14 protein-coding genes and 4 pseudogenes are annotated in these 16,377 nt (G+C 58.0%); 8 read left to right on the forward strand and 10 right to left on the reverse strand.

What is annotated here, in order from left to right:
* Positions 1–489: 489 nt before the first annotated feature.
* Positions 490–846: pseudogene (locus AS026_RS09760) on the forward strand (hypothetical protein); the annotation flags it as partial.
* 442 nt (positions 847–1,288) lie between these two features.
* Here the strand turns inward: AS026_RS09760 and AS026_RS09765 are convergent.
* From AS026_RS09765 to AS026_RS09780, 4 genes are read right to left on the reverse strand one after another with little or no spacing between them, the layout of a single operon-like run.
* Positions 1,289–2,848: an E2 ligase fold family C protein gene (locus tag AS026_RS09765; RefSeq protein ID WP_028749653.1), complete on the reverse strand. Its 1,560-nt coding sequence runs from the start codon at positions 2,846–2,848 to the stop codon at positions 1,289–1,291.
* A gap of 2 nt (positions 2,849–2,850) precedes the next feature.
* Entirely contained in the window at positions 2,851–3,291 is a 441-nt protein-coding gene (locus AS026_RS09770) for a Mov34/MPN/PAD-1 family protein (RefSeq protein WP_245307416.1), read from the reverse strand.
* 44 nt (positions 3,292–3,335) lie between these two features.
* On the reverse strand, positions 3,336–3,929 hold the full coding sequence (locus AS026_RS09775) for a putative metal-binding protein (RefSeq protein WP_028749651.1): 594 nt from the start codon (positions 3,927–3,929) through the stop codon (positions 3,336–3,338).
* A complete protein-coding gene (locus AS026_RS09780) occupies positions 3,922–4,218 on the reverse strand; it encodes a DUF2604 domain-containing protein (protein ID WP_028749650.1) in 297 nt (98 codons plus the stop codon). The genes AS026_RS09775 and AS026_RS09780 overlap by 8 nt, the downstream gene beginning before the upstream one ends.
* A 245-nt stretch (positions 4,219–4,463) precedes the next feature.
* Between AS026_RS09780 and AS026_RS09785 the strand changes: the two genes are divergently transcribed.
* From AS026_RS09785 to AS026_RS09800, 4 genes are read left to right on the forward strand one after another with little or no spacing between them, the layout of a single operon-like run.
* A complete protein-coding gene (locus AS026_RS09785; protein WP_028749649.1) occupies positions 4,464–4,781 on the forward strand; it encodes a hypothetical protein in 318 nt (105 codons plus the stop codon).
* A complete protein-coding gene (locus tag AS026_RS09790; RefSeq protein ID WP_007539872.1) occupies positions 4,781–5,188 on the forward strand; it encodes a Thoeris type III anti-phage system protein ThcA in 408 nt (135 codons plus the stop codon). Before AS026_RS09785 ends, AS026_RS09790 begins: the two co-directional genes overlap by 1 nt.
* Before the next feature lie 60 nt (positions 5,189–5,248).
* Positions 5,249–5,494, forward strand: coding sequence for a type II toxin-antitoxin system ParD family antitoxin (locus AS026_RS09795; RefSeq protein WP_028749648.1), 246 nt, complete (start codon positions 5,249–5,251; stop codon positions 5,492–5,494).
* On the forward strand, positions 5,494–5,787 hold the full coding sequence (locus AS026_RS09800) for a type II toxin-antitoxin system RelE/ParE family toxin (RefSeq protein WP_007539876.1): 294 nt from the start codon (positions 5,494–5,496) through the stop codon (positions 5,785–5,787). The genes AS026_RS09795 and AS026_RS09800 overlap by 1 nt, the downstream gene beginning before the upstream one ends.
* Positions 5,788–5,829: 42 nt before the next feature.
* On the opposite strand, the pseudogene AS026_RS39645 reads toward AS026_RS09800, so the two are convergent.
* Positions 5,830–5,949, reverse strand: a pseudogene (locus AS026_RS39645) (helix-turn-helix domain-containing protein); the annotation flags it as partial.
* Positions 5,950–6,157: 208 nt separating this feature from the next.
* Between AS026_RS39645 and AS026_RS09805 the strand changes: the two are divergent.
* Entirely contained in the window at positions 6,158–7,186 is a 1,029-nt protein-coding gene (locus AS026_RS09805; protein ID WP_062369557.1) for an IS110 family RNA-guided transposase, read from the forward strand.
* Between the two features lie 435 nt (positions 7,187–7,621).
* Here the strand turns inward: AS026_RS09805 and AS026_RS09810 are convergent.
* Both AS026_RS09810 and AS026_RS09815 read right to left on the reverse strand, forming a co-directional pair.
* A pseudogene (locus tag AS026_RS09810) lies at positions 7,622–8,995 on the reverse strand (ISNCY family transposase).
* A gap of 131 nt (positions 8,996–9,126) precedes the next feature.
* Positions 9,127–10,128 carry an IS30 family transposase gene (locus tag AS026_RS09815; protein ID WP_028744443.1) on the reverse strand — a complete coding sequence of 334 codons (1,002 nt, stop codon included), beginning with the start codon at positions 10,126–10,128 and terminating at the stop codon, positions 9,127–9,129.
* A gap of 301 nt (positions 10,129–10,429) precedes the next feature.
* On the opposite strand from AS026_RS09815, the pseudogene AS026_RS09820 reads away from it, so the two are divergent.
* A pseudogene (locus AS026_RS09820) lies at positions 10,430–11,166 on the forward strand (hypothetical protein).
* Between the two features lie 6 nt (positions 11,167–11,172).
* Here the strand turns inward: AS026_RS09820 and AS026_RS09825 are convergent.
* Together AS026_RS09825 and AS026_RS09835 are read right to left on the reverse strand one after the other, a co-directional pair.
* Positions 11,173–12,594: an ISNCY family transposase gene (locus tag AS026_RS09825; RefSeq protein ID WP_028744442.1), complete on the reverse strand. Its 1,422-nt coding sequence runs from the start codon at positions 12,592–12,594 to the stop codon at positions 11,173–11,175.
* Between the two features lie 413 nt (positions 12,595–13,007).
* On the reverse strand, positions 13,008–14,126 hold the full coding sequence (locus AS026_RS09835; RefSeq protein ID WP_028744440.1) for an IS110 family RNA-guided transposase: 1,119 nt from the start codon (positions 14,124–14,126) through the stop codon (positions 13,008–13,010).
* 356 nt (positions 14,127–14,482) lie between these two features.
* Here AS026_RS09835 and AS026_RS09840 point away from each other — a divergent pair, with 356 nt between their 5' ends.
* On the forward strand, positions 14,483–15,220 hold the full coding sequence (locus AS026_RS09840; RefSeq protein ID WP_028744439.1) for a hypothetical protein: 738 nt from the start codon (positions 14,483–14,485) through the stop codon (positions 15,218–15,220).
* 99 nt (positions 15,221–15,319) lie between these two features.
* Here AS026_RS09840 and AS026_RS09845 read toward each other — a convergent pair whose 3' ends face one another.
* On the reverse strand, positions 15,320–16,315 hold the full coding sequence (locus AS026_RS09845; RefSeq protein WP_028744438.1) for an IS30 family transposase: 996 nt from the start codon (positions 16,313–16,315) through the stop codon (positions 15,320–15,322).
* Positions 16,316–16,377: the final 62 nt, after the last annotated feature.

Genomic DNA, 16,377 nt, shown 5'->3' on the forward strand with positions numbered 1-16,377 from the left:
TTGTGATCCGACGTTGGCCGTAGCGGCATGAGCTGATGCTGAACGCTGAGGACTAACGCCGGTTAGGAGGTGTGAGAAGTCGACGACCTGAATGGGCGCATGATCGAACCGATCCGGATGGGGAAAACCAGGGACATTTCTGGAGCTCGCAAGCTCGGAAAGTAGATTTGGGCCCGATCCGCTGATCACCATACCGGCCAGCGGCTTATGGAAGTGCCGCACAAAAAGGCCTGACAGAAGACCGCACTCGATCACATGTTCAAAAGGCCAAAAACTGCTTGCACTACGGGCGGCAACCACAGAAGAAATGCCACTTTGCGCTGCCACACGACGCGACGACCAGCCCCGATCCGACCGGCTGATCCGGTTGCAAAATCAGATCGGGGCGGGTGAGAAATACCGCTTCGGCTTTAGCTTCAGTTTCAATTTCAATTGTGCGGTAAATGTTCCAGGCGGCTTTAGCTGCACGGTTGAAACCAGGATCTCACAATGCTGCCGCTGGGTGACGTCGATGTCGCCGCCCTCTCGCCGTAATGCGCGGCATGATCCTGGCCCTATCCTATGCCGACACTCAAGCCGGCATCGGCTTGACAGCCACAGGCGCCATGAACCGCAAGTTCGTGCACTGGGCCGTGGCTCACTTCCATTGGCTCGGCTACACATCCGAAGACCTGTACAGCATGAATAAGGTCCTCAATGAATCCGACATGCCACCGCCTTGGGCGGTGCGCGACATGCTCAGCCACCTCAAACTTCTTCGCCGAAAAAAAAGACAGGCTGCTGTCGACCAAACGTGGTCGGGACTCCCTGACAAGGCCGAAAGCCTACTTTGATCTGATCACGAGCGCGAACTGAATAAAGTTCCAGGTCGCCGCGACATGAGAGGATCGATGCAGCAATACTTGAGGGCGTCAGGCCAGACCAGGATTTCGAGAAGATCATCGATCGCAGCAACGAGATCGGCAAGGGCGGCGGCCGGCGCGTTTTCGACGTGATTGGTGACGATTCAGTAATCAAGGAGATCATCGTTCCCACCCCCCCGCCGCCAACTTCACGGAGTGGTCGGTCTGGGTCGCTCTCAAGACTATGCGGGAGGATATCATTGGCAACGAACGCAACATCGAACTGAAGGAACAATTCGCGGAGATTTTCGCGATAAGCGAGACCGGCCGCTTCCTTCTCATGGAGCGTCTGGGCAAGCCATTCCCAAGCTGCTTGAAGGTTGGCTCAACGACCAAAAGCTCAGCGCGTTCGGTAAGACCGCGGCGACGGAGACGTCCGCTTCTGCTTAGGCGGCGGATGTGTTGCTCAGCGGTTCAACGCGGTTGCCGTATTTGCGCCTGTAGGCGGAGATGAAATCCTCGTCGCTACAGATGCAGCGGCCGCTCAAATCTTTCGCTTTCGGGTCATGCAGGTGACCTCCAAGGGGGCGCAGAAGATTCACGCGAGTGCTTGTTGTTGGACTGGTCGGAAAACCCGCACTATGTTTGACCAACTCCGCAGCCAGCATGATCCCGGCAAGCGCTGACTGAAAGGCCATCGGAACCACGGTTCGGACTTGACGACTTCCATCGCTCAGCTGGAATACAAGACCGCCGCAGATAGCCTGTTGATAAAAAGAGCGCAGCGGCTGGCCAACAAACGGGGCTAGCGATTCAAAAGGCACAGCCATCGCCGTAGCCACCCGAACTACAAAATCGTTGGGAACTCCGGCATTGGTCTGCAGGAGCGTCTTCACCAGCTCGTGTTCGTCCGGTATTCCGAATTCCTCGGCAATCAGCTGGTGCTCGTCCTTGGATTTTCCGGTCGGCATGTACATGCAACTAAGACATGCCTGACCGTCGTCGAAGCCATGCCGCGAGATCCCGAGATCGTGCTCCTGCGTCCAGGCATTCGCGATCCATCGAGGCAGAGCACCTTGGACAGCGAGACGGTCGGCGGCTGTGTCCAGCGCCACACCCACTCGGTCGAAAACCCAGTCGCCCCGGCGCGTAACATATTCCGCCCACGTCAGCGGGTGCGCCTCGACCTCGAAAACGGTCGATCGAAGGGCGGTGCTTGTAAGCTCCGCCTTGGACATGCCGATCTCCGCTTGGCCTGCCAGGACGTAGCGCTGCAGGTTTGAGAGTTCGACCGCTTCGTGATCGATGATATGCAGGCGACCTGAGAGGCCGGATTGTTTCGCCAGGGCCCAAAGCGCGCCATGGCCTATCGCGCCGAGCCCAACCAGATGCGTTTCGCCTAGGTCGGCAGCGAGGTCAATCGGACCAGCATCGCCGGCTTCAGCCTTGTTATAGCTGTATAACGAGAGGTCAATGGCCTCGTCCAACTCGGCGCCGGTCAACTGGGCGGCGAAGATGGTTCGAAACACGTTGGCGGCGCCGAAGCAACTGGCGACGCCCGCTCCAAAAGGCAGCAAACTCGAGCCAGAGCCCACCGGGCTCGTACGCGACAGTTTTGCCGCCCAACCGTCCGATCCGATGAAAAAGGTCGGGCATCGGAGTGATGGGCTCGTCGCTCCTGCAACGAGGCAGACCGTGGCGAACTTGCCGGAACGCCGGATGCCGACTTTTGGATTGATCGACTTTGCCAAGCGCTCCAGCGCCTGGGCTTGAGAGCTCGCCGCACTAGCCAAGGGGAGTATCGCCAGAACCGGATACAGTCTTGCAAGCAACCTCACAGCAAGATCTAGCGTCGCCTGGCCTTCGGCGCACGAAGCGGCCTGATCGTCGAAGGCGACGGCCACGACCTGCTTTTCAAGAGCCGCTTTGAACTCGCCCAGATGAAAATCGGCCAGGACCTGAGATGCCGCCGTAGCAGCGCGATCGATGAAATTAGCAAAGGCCATCGTTAACTCGTTATCGTGATCATTCGCGTCAGTGCCGCGGACGGGACCTCATTCCAGTTCGCCTTCGCGTCAAGTCGATAAGCGGCCACGCGAGCAAGGTCGAAAGGCTCGCGGGCAAAATTCGGCACTACCAGCGACAGGCACCCAACCGTGGTAGCGACCGCGTAGGCGTCATCGGTCGTCGAATGATAGGCGTGGCCCGGATGACTATGGATCTGCGCCAGAAGCGTCAGGCCACGTTTGTAGAGCCAGACATTGAGGCGGTGCAGTTCTTTGGCAGGCACCATCACACAGACGCCGTCGCTCGTTCGGATGTGACGCTGCGCCGGAATAACCGTTTCTGTCACCGTAAAGTGCTGGTCTTGCCGGACGCCGACCCAGAGCGCCATTCCTTCATGGCCCTGCTGTCCAACCGATCGCAGATGGGCTTGTACAGTGGACACGCAGTCTTGGGGGAGGGCGACGGTTCTGACATCCTCTAACGCGGTCATTCTGGAATGGCCTGAGGTGGCACCTGCAGTCCTCCCACCGCGATTTGAACCTGAATCTGCAGCTGCTCCACCGGGCCGGTTCCGTACTTGATGATCTTGTCCAGGATGAAGGCCAAACGGCCTTCGCCAGAACCTCGATGAAGTAGCCATGGGTCACCTGAATGGGCTGGATTATCGTGGTATTCCCGGACTCCCGCCATGCACAGGAATGGTTCGTCCTCGAGACTGTTGGCCTGGATAAAATCCGTCACGGTGTTCGGCTGGATGAGATCCGGTGGGGTCCCGGGCAGACGCCTCAGCATATTCAGGGGGAGATCCTTCCGGGCAATCGGCTGGCGGGTAAATGGATCGACGAAGACCACGGACAATGGTCTTAAATCGAAGTTGGTGAAGTCGATCTCGATGGCTGCGCCGATAACGCGCGGTTTCAACTTCGGGCTTGCAAATATGAAGAAAGCGATCGGAAAGCTCGCCTCGACCAGGAAGCAGCCTTGAGTCCGATAGGCATCTGCATATGGCCGGAACCGGCCGATCTCCCGATCAAACTTCGCTCGCGAGACCTCCGGCTCCACAGTCTGGAGTTCAGGCACCTGCGACACCCGCCTTCAGGCTGAGGAACAGGGTTACAGTATTCGCGAAGCCGAAATCGCCAATTTTCTTGTCGACGTCGAGCAAGTTGCCGGCCTCGTCCTTAAACTCCCAGTTTTCGGCAGGTTGAGCCACGTTCTGCGTGGCCTCAAGGGCTTTGGTGCCAACGACGTGAAGCGGCTGGTTGGGATTGGCTTCGACCTGCGTGGGCTGGCCGTTCACCACAACGATGATATCGATTTTCCCTGGGCCGCCACCGTGATTATCGCCCTTACCCGAATCCTTCGACATTATTATACTCCTGTGGCTTGCCAACCCGCCCCAAGGCACCAGTGCCGACCTAGTGGTGAGCAGACTGGCGGTCTTCGATCTCCACTCGGCGCCACGGACCGCGAGTGCTCGAAAGACAGGGGATAAGCTACCGAATCGGTGCTGGACTTCTTTTAAGCGGTACTTGCTCGGCAAGTAAACCGGTCGACACTGCTTATCACAACTATAATCGATTAGAGTATTGCGAAAGTATTCGCGATGTCATCATGTGCCTCGCAGTCGCCAGGTCGAATGGCCTCCTGCAACCCATGGGCGCTCACCGGGCGATCGCCGTGCGCCTGCTAAACGAACGACTGATCTGGGCGTATCCTATCGTCGGCATCCCGTCGGCGGAAACCCTCAACGACGTCGCGACCAAGGCCAAGAAGGCGGAGCGGGGCGAGGTTCCGGTGCTGGTTTACGACCACATCGGAATCCGCGATAGTTGGATGGCGCATCTGGCGTGGCTGGACGCACAGATCAAAGCGGTCAAGACTATCCGGGTATCCGAGGCCGGATGGGCCTTGGCAGGGATGGATGAGTGATGGGCGAAGCGATCTTCTTATCGGCGGGAGTTCCCGATCCACGGCGTGGTCCGGAATTCGCCGCGACTGCGGATACGGTCGCCATAACGGCCGCTGTCTCCGCGCTTGCATACGTGGCCCTGGGGCGCAGGCGCCTGATCTGGGGCGGACATCCGGCCATCACTCCAATGATCCTCGTCATGTCCGAAGGCATGGGCGTCGACTACGCGGAGTGGGTCACCCTCGATCAGTCGGAATTCTTCAAGGACGAGTTTCCTGAAGACAATGAACGTTTTCGTAACGTCGTGCTGACCGCCGTCGGTCGGACGGCGGCAACGTCCCTCGGAGGTAATTCGTATCTGGTCCTGTTGTGCCGTTGCGGTGCGGATATCTGCACCTCGAAAGAGATGGCCGAGATCTTGCAGTGAGTTTTGACTTGCCCAATTTATCATCAATTGATAAATTTTGATAAATTGAGAGGTACGGTCATGCCAGCGAGTTACAGCATTGGATCTCACTATGAAGCTCTCGTGCAAGAGCTTGTCAAAAGCGGTCGCTATGCCAGCGCGAGCGAGGTCGTGCGTGATAGCCTGCGCATGCTTGAGGAACGCGAAGAGCAGCGGGCTGCAAAGTTGACGGCGCTGCGTGATGATATTCGCCAGGGTGTCGAGAGTGGCGACGGACTCCCGGCTGCATCAGTACTTGATCGCCTCGAAGCAAAATTCCGCAAGTAATGGATATCGTGTTCGCTCCTGCGGCGGCGCAGGATATTGAGGAAATTGGCGACTATATCTACGCGGAGAATCCGCCAGCGGCGATCCGGTTCATTATGGGGTTGAGAAGCCGTTGCAGCCGTATTGCTGACGCGCCGAACGGTGGTGCGCCGCGCTTCTCGCTTTGGCCGGGCCTGCGATCGGTCGGCTTTCGACCCTATATCATTTTCTACACTGTTCATGACGATAGCGTCCGTATCGAGAGGGTTTTGCATGGCGCTCGCGATATAGAAGCTATCCTTGGAGACGATTAGCGGCACGTTGCCTCTCGCGGCAGGCGGTACCTGGCTACCCCTGATCGATGAGGGATGCCGTCCGAGTTTCTCGGCAATCACGTCAACGCTGATTCCGGCCGTACGCCGGCAAGCAATCTTGCGGCGTTCATCCATATCGATTTGGGAGTAGGTGCGCTTCATGTCACGTTCCTTGCAAGCGATAAACCGTTGTTATCTATTGCAAGTCGCACTTCATCCTTGAATACACCGGCTACAGGAGATGTGGCGGCCAGGTTGAAATGTCCGCGGGCACGCAAAGTAGATGGGGTGGTTGCCGCCCTCTCCAGGTGGCATCGTTAGGCGCCATGTTTTTAGTGCGTGTTTGGACCACTAGCGGAGAGGACGACACATGAAGGAAGTGATGATCGGGGTGGATCTGGCGAAGAGCGTTTTCCAGATTCACGGTGCGTCGATGTCGGGCCAGATGCTGTTTCGCAAGAAGCTGTCGCGAGGCCAGTTCTTGCGTTTCATGGAGAGCCAGTCGGCGGCTGTCGTGGTGATGGAAGCTTGCAGCAGCGCTCACTACTGGGCACGGGAATTGACGACGCTGGGCCATGAGGTCAAGCTGATCGCGCCGCAATATGTGCGACCTTTCGTGAAGCGTCAGAAGAATGATGCCGCTGATGCCGAGGCCATTGTTGTCGCGGCACAGCGACCCGAGATGCGCTTCGTAGAACTCAAGACCGAAGATCAACAAGCGAGGGCGGTCTTATTCCGAGCGCGGGAGCGTATCGTGCGCCAGCGGACGGAACTGATGAATGCGCTGCGCGCTGTGCTCTATGAATATGGCCACGTTGTTCCGCTCGGGTTAGGCCACATCAAGCGCATGGAGGCATTAGTCGATGATGCGGATAGCGCCCTGCCAGAACTCGTGAGGGAGGAATGCAGCGATCTTCTGGCCCAGATTAGCGAAAAGACGGCAAGGATCGAGGACAAGACGAAGAAGATTGCCGGGCTTGCACAGCAAAGCAATGTTGCACGACGTCTCCAGACCATGCCAGGCGTAGGCCCGATGACGGCTCTTGCGGTAGAGGCTTTTGCCCCCGCAATGGACAGCTTCAAGTGCGGGCGATATTTTGCGGCTTGGCTCGGTCTAGTCCCGCGACAATTCTCTTCAGGCGGCAAAGAAAGGCTCGGCCGAGTGTCCAAAGCCGGTCAGGCCGACATCCGCAGACTGCTGATCATCGGCGCTATGGCACGCGTAAGCTGGGTGAGCCGTCGATCGCCAGTGCAGGGCTCATGGCTAGCGCGGATGCTGGCTCGCAAGCCGAGAATGTTGGTGGCGATCGCGCTCGCAAACAAGATGGCTCGTAGGATGTGGGCCATGCTGACGAAGCAGGAAGATTTTTGTGATCCGACGTTGGCCGTAGCGGCATGAGCTGATGCTGAACGCTGAGGACTAACGCCGGTTAGGAGGTGTGAGAAGTCGATGACCTGAATGGGCGCATGATCGAACCGATCCGGATAGGGAAAACCAGGGACATTTCTGGAGCTCGTAAGCTCGGAAAGTAGATTTGAACCCGATCCGCTGATCACCATACCGGCCAGCGGCTTTGGAAGTGCCGCACAAAAAGGCCTAACAGAAGACCGCACTCGATCACACGTTCAAGAGGTCAAAAACTCCTTGCACTACGGGCGGCAACCACAGAAGAAATGTCACTTTGGGCCCGTCTTCAGCCATTTAGAAATGCGACACTCGACATCTCCACTCGCACTGAGGCAAGCCCCCGACCGGACCGGCTGGGCCGGGTTGCAAGGGAAGGGAGGGGGCGGGTGAAGCACACCTCTTCGGCTTTAGCGTTGGAGCAGCCAGTCATTCCGCCGCATCGAGGTGGGAGAGCGCTTGTCGCCGCCGCGCAATGACCTTTGGATCGTTCATGAAATCCGTCCGCCGTCCCGGTCCGTGAGCACGTCGCACATAGCCGTTCTTCTCGCTGTTGGTCCTGACCTTGGGCGCTGGCAGCTGCTCCTGACGCTCCTTGATATAGGCCAGAAGTTCACCAAGACGCTTGTTCTCGGTGATCGCTGCATGCGTCACCCGCTGGTCCTTGTCGAACACCGTGTAAGCCAGGGAATGTCCCTTCCAACGCACATCCAGGCGACCGTCCGCATAGGCATAGGTCTCGACATAACGACCCGCCAGTCCGCGCGTCACCTCGGTCTCCTCCAGCATGATCCGCTGCCGTTCAAACGAAAACGTCAGCTGCGATCCGACATAGCGCTGCTCGCGCTTGCACAGGATCTCCTGCAATCGATCCGGCGCCAGATTCATTGGCCGATGCAGGTCATCGCACCGGGCAGGGGCAATCGCAAACCGCGCATTGTAATCCGCCATGAAGCCAGGCAAGAACGCGTTGCCTGCCTCCATGCTGTCAATGCCGGCCAGTCGCAGTTCCTTGACCAACCGATCCTGCAGCGTCCGGTTCATCCGCTCGACACGGCCTTTGGCTTGACTCGAATTTGCGCAAAGAATCTCGATATTTAGTTCCGAGAGTGCACGCCCGAACTGGGTCATGCCCTGGCCGCCTTTGGCGTCCTTCTTCGCCACCCGGAACACCGAATGCTTGTCGGAATAGAAGGCAACCGGAGCACCATGCGCCTTCAGATAGAGCGCCAATGCCTCGAAATAGCTGAAGGCGCTTTCCGAGCGGACAAAGCGCAACTGCATCAATCTGCCGGTCGCATCGTCGACGAACACCAAGAGCGAACACGGATCACCGCGGCCCTCAAACCAGCGGTGCTCGGAGCCGTCGATCTGCACCAGCTCGCCATAGGCTTCGCGCCGCAACCGCGGCTGATGAAACGTTCGCCGCTGCTTGCGCGACAGCCACAGTCCGGCATCAACCATTCAGCTGCGCAACGTCTCGCGCGACACCCGCAATCCATCGCGCTCGGCAAGCTTCTCGGCGGCCAGCGTCGGGCCGAAGTCTGCATAGCGTTCGCCAACCAGCGTCACCGCGTAATCGCGCACACCATCACTGATCCGGTTGTTCGACGGCCGGCCGATCGCCTTATGCCTTATCGACGCTGCGCCGTCAGTCTTGATCCGCTCCAGCAGACGACGCACCTGACGCGTGCTCAGATCAAGCACATGCGCCGCCGACACCAGCGTCATGCGGCCGGCAATCACCTTCGACAAAATCTCGATCCGCTGCACATCACGCTCGCTCATCGCTACCAGTCCCATCCGCAATCTCCCAGGTCATCAAAACCCGGGGAGAGTGACATTCTTACTTTGCAGAATGAGGACACTTTAACTTTGCGGTTTTTTGGAGAAGCTAACCCAAGTGCATCACGCCTGTTTTGCAGGGTAGGGCATCACGCCTGATCCTGCAAATGCGCCATGAACACCTCGGCCGGCGTCTTGTAGCCAAGGCATTTGCGGGGTTGGTCGTTCAGATGACGTGCGAGTTGGATCAGGTCGCGTTGTGACACGGCGGCCAGATCTGTAGCTCCTGGCATGAAGCGGCGAATGCGCTTGTTGGCGTTTTCCACGGCGCCCTTTTGCCACGGTGCACTTGGGTCGCAGAACCAGCTCCGCGCGCCGATCCCTTCTTCCAAAGCCCTGAATCCGGCAAACTCGGTACCGCGATCAAACGTGAAGCTTTGACGCGCAAAGGCCGGCAACGGAGAAAAACCTCTGATGATCTTGTCCATGATCGGGCCAGAGTGCCGGCTTGGATTCTTGATGAGGACGGTGTAGCGGCTCTTGCGCTCCACCAGCGACGTGACATTGGCATGACCGAGTGGACGATCAAAGATGAGGAGGTCGCCCTCCCAATGCCCAAACTGCGATCTATCTCCAATAAAATCAGGACGTTGGGAAATCCGGTGCGAGGCTGGAAACACACCGTCGCGCGGCTTCCTGGAGCGCAGTGGACGACGTTTGCGACGGGCTTCCGGTAGATACTGATAGAGGCCAAGCCCATAATCTTCCTTGCTGTAAATGAAGCGATAGATTGTCTCTTTACAGACGCGGACGAGGCTGCGCCCGTCCAACAACAGGCGCCCGGCGATCTGCTCCGGAGACCAGCGTGCCTCCAACTGGTTGATGATCTCCGTGCGTAAATTCGGGTGCCGCCGCAGCTTTCTCAGCCGGCGTCGCCGGTCCTTGGAGATATCGTGCGCTACCGTGCTGTAGTAGCCGTCGTAGTCCGGCAGCTCGCGATCATGAAACGTGTTGCGCTTGATCTCGCGGTAAATCGTCGAGCGGTGACGGCCAAGCTGACGGGCCATTTCGTTGATGGGAACTTTTGCCGCCACCAGCTGATGTAGGCGTCGTCGATCGGCGAGAGCAAGCTGCGTATAGCATCGGGACATGCCAAAATCTCCAAAGTGAAGCCATTGAAATCATTGGCATGTCGCAGTTGGAAATAGAATGTACCCTCCTACACCAGATGTCAAAGCTGGCTAGAGGCGCGACATTGTCAGCCAGTTAGAAATGCGACACTGGCTCTGACAATCAGCCCCCGATCCGGCCGGCTGGGCCGGGTTGAAAGGGCGGAGCGGGGGCGGGTGATAACATTCCCCTTCGGCTTTAGCTTTCTCACTGGCAATTGTTCTTTTACCGCTCGATACTCGCTAGCACTTGCATGGCGCAGTTGGGGATCAAAGCCGCACGATGCTTCCGGAAATCAACCTGCAAGGTGACGTCGATGTCGCCGCGCTGTCACCACTTCTTCGCGGCATGCTTCTTTCTGTTGCCTATGCTGAGGGCGAGGGGGCATAGGATTGACGGCAACCGGCGCCATGAACCGCAAGTTCGTGCATTGGGCCGCTGTGCACTTCCTCTGGCCAGGGTTCACAGCCGAAGACCTTTACAGCATGAACAAGGTGCTCAATGAAAGCGACATGCCGCCGCTTTGGGTCGTGCGCGACATGGCCCGGCATCTGAAGCTTCTTCGCCGGAAAAAGGATGTGCTGCTGCCAACCAGACGCGGCCGGGAGTTCCTGGTGAACCCGCAAGCCTTCTTCGATCTGGTCGCCACGGATTATCTCTATTCGTATGTCCACGCCACCGAGCGGGAAGAGGAGGTGCGGGCGCGGTTACGCTGGTGGCGCCTGTTCCTCAATCTTCTCAATATCAAGGCCAGAGAAGGTTGCACGCCAATGGAGGTTGTGAAAATCCTCTATCCAGATCTGGCGCCTCTTTCGGAAACCGAAATGACCCTGGAAGCCTGGAAGCTGAAATCCGATCTAAAATACGGCGTCTTACGGCGCTTGTGCTGGCTCGGCTTGCTCTATGAAGCAAGAGAGGGCCTCACACTCTTCCAGGACGGTTCCTTCCACAAGACACCGCTTTGGTCCGCATGCCTGCAGCTGGAATCGGATACGCAAAGCGACATCGGCGTGCACTGACGATCTTTATTCCGCCGCTGGTTGCCTCAATAACGCTTTCTCTCGCCGTGCAATCACCGCCGGATCGTTCATGTAATCTGTCCTCGGCTTGCGTCCCCGCTTCTGATAGCCGTTGGCTGTGCTACCGTCCCGAATGCCAAACATATGATCCTTCTGCCCCGTGCGTCGGGGACCACTCTTGCTGCGTTGCTGTTCTCGGCCGGCTTGCAACTCGGCGACGATCGACAGCATGTCGTCCAGCCGCTTGTTGTCGACGACCTCCGCACGATGCACCGAGCGCAACGTATCGAAGGTCCTGTAGGGCAGGGAAAAGCTCTCGTGCATGATCTCGAGCCGTCCGTCCGGGTAGTCGCAGACGATCACTTTCTGGCCAGCCAGTGGCCTGGAAATCTCGGTCGGATCGAGAATGAACAACACCTTGTCGTAGCGTAGCGTCAGAGATTGCGACAGCGTGCGGACTTCCTTCCGGCACATGGCACCATCGAGGTTCTCGTGGTTGGCCAGCGGTCGGTGCATGTCCTTTGGATTGCGCGGCGGCTTGCCGAAGCGGCGATTGAAGTCGGCCATGAATGCAGGCGCATAGGCATTGGCCGCCTCGATCGTGTCGATGCCGCGAAGCCGCATCTCCTTCACAAGCCGATCCTGCAATGTCTGGTTGGCACGTTCCACCCGACCCTTGGCCTGAGGGGTGTTGGCGCAGATGATATCGATGTTGAGCTCATAAAGCGCCCGGCCGAACTGCGTCAGACCGCTTGTCCTGTCCTTCTTCGACGGATGCGTCGATCGAAAGACACCATGTTTGTCGCTGTAGAAAGCCAGCGGCTTGCCCCATTGCTGCAGATAGGCCTTTGTCGCATGCAGATAATCAAACGTGTTCTCCGATCCGGCAAAGCGAAGATGTAAGAGCTTACCGGTGGCATCGTCGATATAGACGAGCAGGGCGCATTTGGGGCCGCGGTTCTCGAACCACCAGTGATGCGATCCGTCGATCTGCACCAGTTCGCCAAAGCAGTCGCGCCGGCCGCGTGGCTGGAAAACCCGCTGCTTGCGCTCGCGGCGTGAGATCCAGATACCGGCCTCGGTCATCCATTGCCGCAGCGTCTCCTTGGCGACAGAGATCCGGTGCAACTCCATCAGCTTCTCGCGCGCCAGCGTCGGACCGAAATCCAGATAGCGCTCGCGGATCAGATCCAGCGCCGCATTGCGAAACTCCTCGCTGTGGCGCCGGTTGCTCGGCTGCGATCGCTTCTTCGAAACGAGGCCGGCTGGACCATCCCGATCGTAGGCCTGTAGCAGCCGATGGACCTGACTTCGACTAAGCGCGAGCAGCTCGGCAGCCTGGACAACGCTTAGGCGTTGGTCACGGATCTTCTGGATAAGTTCAAGACGATGTAATTCTTTCTGCGACATGGTGATCAAACAGGACATGACGACTCCGACCGAACATGGTCTCGACCAGGCTGAAGGTCGTCATCCTTGCTCCCAACGTTGGCTTTGACCAGTGCGTCGAGAGGCGAGACTGTCGCATCTCTCTTATGTTCGTATGCAAGCTCTTTGGTCATGACTTTTCCTTCCGCTGCGACGACGAAAGCCATGCGTGAAGCTGTTGAACAAAGGAGGAGACAGGGCATTTTGACGACGGCTGGCATACTCTTATGCGCGGGCTGGGTACCGCATTTCCGTGTGTTCGTCTGGAGCTGCCTCTATCTAACGTCGGGCATGGATTTTATCCGCCACATAGAGATGACGAGGGTTCCCCACCGGAACCCTGTCTCCATCTTTGTTCAACAGCAGATGTTTCGCTTCTCAGCTGTTTGTCGCGTTTGCACCGACGATAGGCTTTAAATTTTTGCTGTGGGAGCGACCTCCTGTCCAATCGCCCAAAGAAAAGCTGCCATCTCACGGGCAATGGCGGTAACCGCGACGACCTTTGGCTTGCCTGCTGCCATCAGCTTGCGATAGCGCGCGCAAAGCCGCACTTGGCCTTGCCAGGCAATTTCTCGAACGGTCCTTGGTAATCCGTCTAGCCTTGCCTGGATCGTCGGGCTTACGCGTGCAGGGAAGCGATATGTCCAAGCGCCCTCTATGAGGACCCGACGCACCCTTGTGTTGCCTGCCTTGGTGATCCCACCACGCTTGACCCGTTCGCCCGTCGAGCTTTCCGACGGCACAAGACCAAGATACGCCATTAACTGACGGGGATTATCAAAGCGCCTGACATCGCCGATTTCGACGACAAAGGTGACCGCCGTCATGAATGCAACGCCGCGCATCGCTTGGTAGGCGGCCACAACCGGAGCCATCGACCAAGATGCCGCAGTCTCCACCACCAGCTGGGTCAGCCGGTCCAGACGCACGCCCGCATCCTCGATGGCCTGGCAATATTCCGCCACCAGGATCTGGTGGGCGGGATGATCGAAGGCCTGGCACGTCAGCCATCTTATATGGGCGCGCGTCCATGGTTTGTGGCCGGTATAGATCCGGCCATGACGCAACAAGAAAGACTGAAGTTGCTGGCGCGCCTGTTTCAGCGCATCGCTGGCTGCCTCGCGAGCCCGCACCAAGTCGCGGATCGCCTCATGAGCTTCATCTGGAACCCAGACCGCGGTCAGCTCGCCCGCGCGGTGCAGGCGCGCCAGGCTGACGGCATCCCGTCGGTTGGTCTTCACCCGGTCGCCCGCTCGCTTGGGCACCAGCGACGGTGCCACCACCACGCAATCATGCCCCAGTTCGACAATTTGACGGTAAAGGCCATAACCCGTGGGACCAGCCTCATAACAGAAGTGAAGCTTGGCTCCGCGCTTGGATAGCTTGCTGACCAGCGATTCCACAGACGCCGGCTCGGAAGAGATGTCGCCGAAAAACCGGACCTCGCCGTTGCGTTCTCCTTCAGCAATGGCCACTGAAAGCTTCAACTTGGACGTATCCAAGCCGATGAAAATTACGCTATCGTCGTTCATGGTTCGCCCTCGCTTAAGCGTGGGGCTCGGCTCCGGCCTATCCAGAGCAACCCCCGAATTCAGCTTATCGTGGGGGCGGGCCACCTTCAGCCCACGAACATACGGTCTAACTGGCCCAACTGTCGCATTACTAAATAGCTCTGTGACTTCTAATGTAAATGCAACAAGGGCTTAAAGGCTGCTACAGGGCAGAGAGATCAGCCCCCGATCCGACCGGCTGGGCCGGGTTGCAAGGGAGGAACGGGGGCGGGTGATGACGTTCCCCTTTGGCTTTAGCTTTCCCAGTAGCAATTGTTCCGTCGCCGGTTGATACTCGCTTGCACCTGCATGGGGCGGGGTGGGATCAAAGCCGCACGATGCTTCCGGAAATCAACCTGCATGGTGACGTCGACATCGCCGCGCTGTCACCACTTCTTCGCGGCATGCTTCTTGCTGTTGCCTATGCTGACGGTGAGGGTGGCATAGGATTGACGGCGACCGGCGCCATGAACCGCAAGTTCGTGCATTGGGCCGCTGTGCACTTCCTCTGGCCAGGGTTCACAGCCGAAGATCTCTACAGCATGAACAAGGTGCTCAATGAAAGCGACATGCCGCCGCTTTGGGTCGTGCGCGACATGGCCCGTCATCTGAAGCTTCTTCGCCGGAAAAAGGATGTGCTGCTGCCAACCAGACGCGGCCGGGAGTTTTTGGTGAACCCGCAAGCCTTCTTCGATCTGGTCGCCACGGATTATCTCTATTCGTATGTCCACGCCACCGAACGGGAAGAGGAGGTGCAAGCGCGGTTACGCTGGTGGCGCATGTTCCTCAATCTCCTCAATATCAAAGCCAGAGAAGGGTGCACGCCAATGGAGGTTGTGAAGATCCTCTATCCAGACCTGGCGCCTCTCTCGGACACCGAAATGACCATAGAAGCCTGGGAGTTGAAATCCGATCTCCAGTATGGCGTCTTCCAACGCTTATGCTGGCTCGGCTTGCTCTATGAGGCACGAGAGGGGCTCACGCTCCTTCAGGACGGATCCTTCCACAAGACGCCACTTTGGGCAGCCTGCCTGCAGTTGGAATCGGATACGCAAAGCGACATCGGCGTGCATTGACGATCTTTATTCCGCCGCTGGCTGCCTCAATAACGCTTTCTCTCGCCGCGCAATCACCTAGGATCATTCATGAAATCCGTCCTCCGCCCCGACTTGCCGTCATTTGTTCACTTCACGCCTGAACACTTCAGCTGGGGTACAGAAACCAAGGCATTTTCTCGGCGTATTGTTCAACTGATCGATCAGTGATCGTATCGATTCATCAGGAACTGACAGGACAGCAGTATCCCTCGGCAGGTAACGCCGAATCCGCCGATTCATGTTCTCGACGGAGCCTTTTTGCCAGGGCGCAGACGGATCGCAGAACCATGCATCGGTTCCCATTCCTTGCTTCAGTCGCCGCCAGGAGACGAATTCAAATCCGCGATCAAACGTCAAACTTTGCCGGGCATGCCTGGGCAGGGGGCTGAGCACGTTGATGAGCCGCTCCATGATCGGCTTGGACTGCCGGTCGTTGTTCTTGAACAGCATGGTGAACCGGCTCGTCCGCTCGACAACCGTTGCCACATTGGCATTGCCCTGAACCCTTTCGAAGATCATGAGATCGGCTTCCCAGTGACCGAATTCCTTGCGATCGTTGATGGCTTCCGGCCGATGTTTGATCGAACACTCATCTGGAAAGACTGGATTCTGCGGCTTGCGAGCATATCGCGGCCGGCGCTTTCTCCGCCGTTCCGGGAGAAGCCGCGCGAGTTGCTGCCGTTGTCCTTCTGGTGAATAGACATACCGGTAGATCGTCTCGTGACAGACGCTTGCCTTGGCCGCTGGTTCGATCTTCAGTCGTCCAGCAATCTGTTCCGGCGACCAGCCGGATTCCAACTTTCCGATCACTTCGTTCCGCAGATCCTCGCGACGAAAGAGCTTGCCGATCCGCCGGCGCCTTTCGCGCGCCATGTCGTTGGCGGTCATCGCCCAGTAGCCCTCGGCATCGGGGAATTCCTGATCGTGCCAGTAGTTGCGTTTGATCTCCCGGGAGATGGTCGCACGGTCCCGGCCGAGGCGTCTGGCGATCTCAGACTGGCTAAACTTCTGATCCAACATCCTGGAAATCGATCGGCGTTCGTCAAAACTCAAATGCGAAAAGGTACGGCTCAAACCATGGCTCCCGAAAAGCAGGCAGCTTAACGCCTTTGTTGCAGTTCGAGATAGAATGTGCC

The sequence above is a fragment of the Rhizobium altiplani genome (assembly GCF_001542405.1).
Lineage (GTDB): Bacteria > Pseudomonadota > Alphaproteobacteria > Rhizobiales > Rhizobiaceae > Rhizobium > Rhizobium altiplani.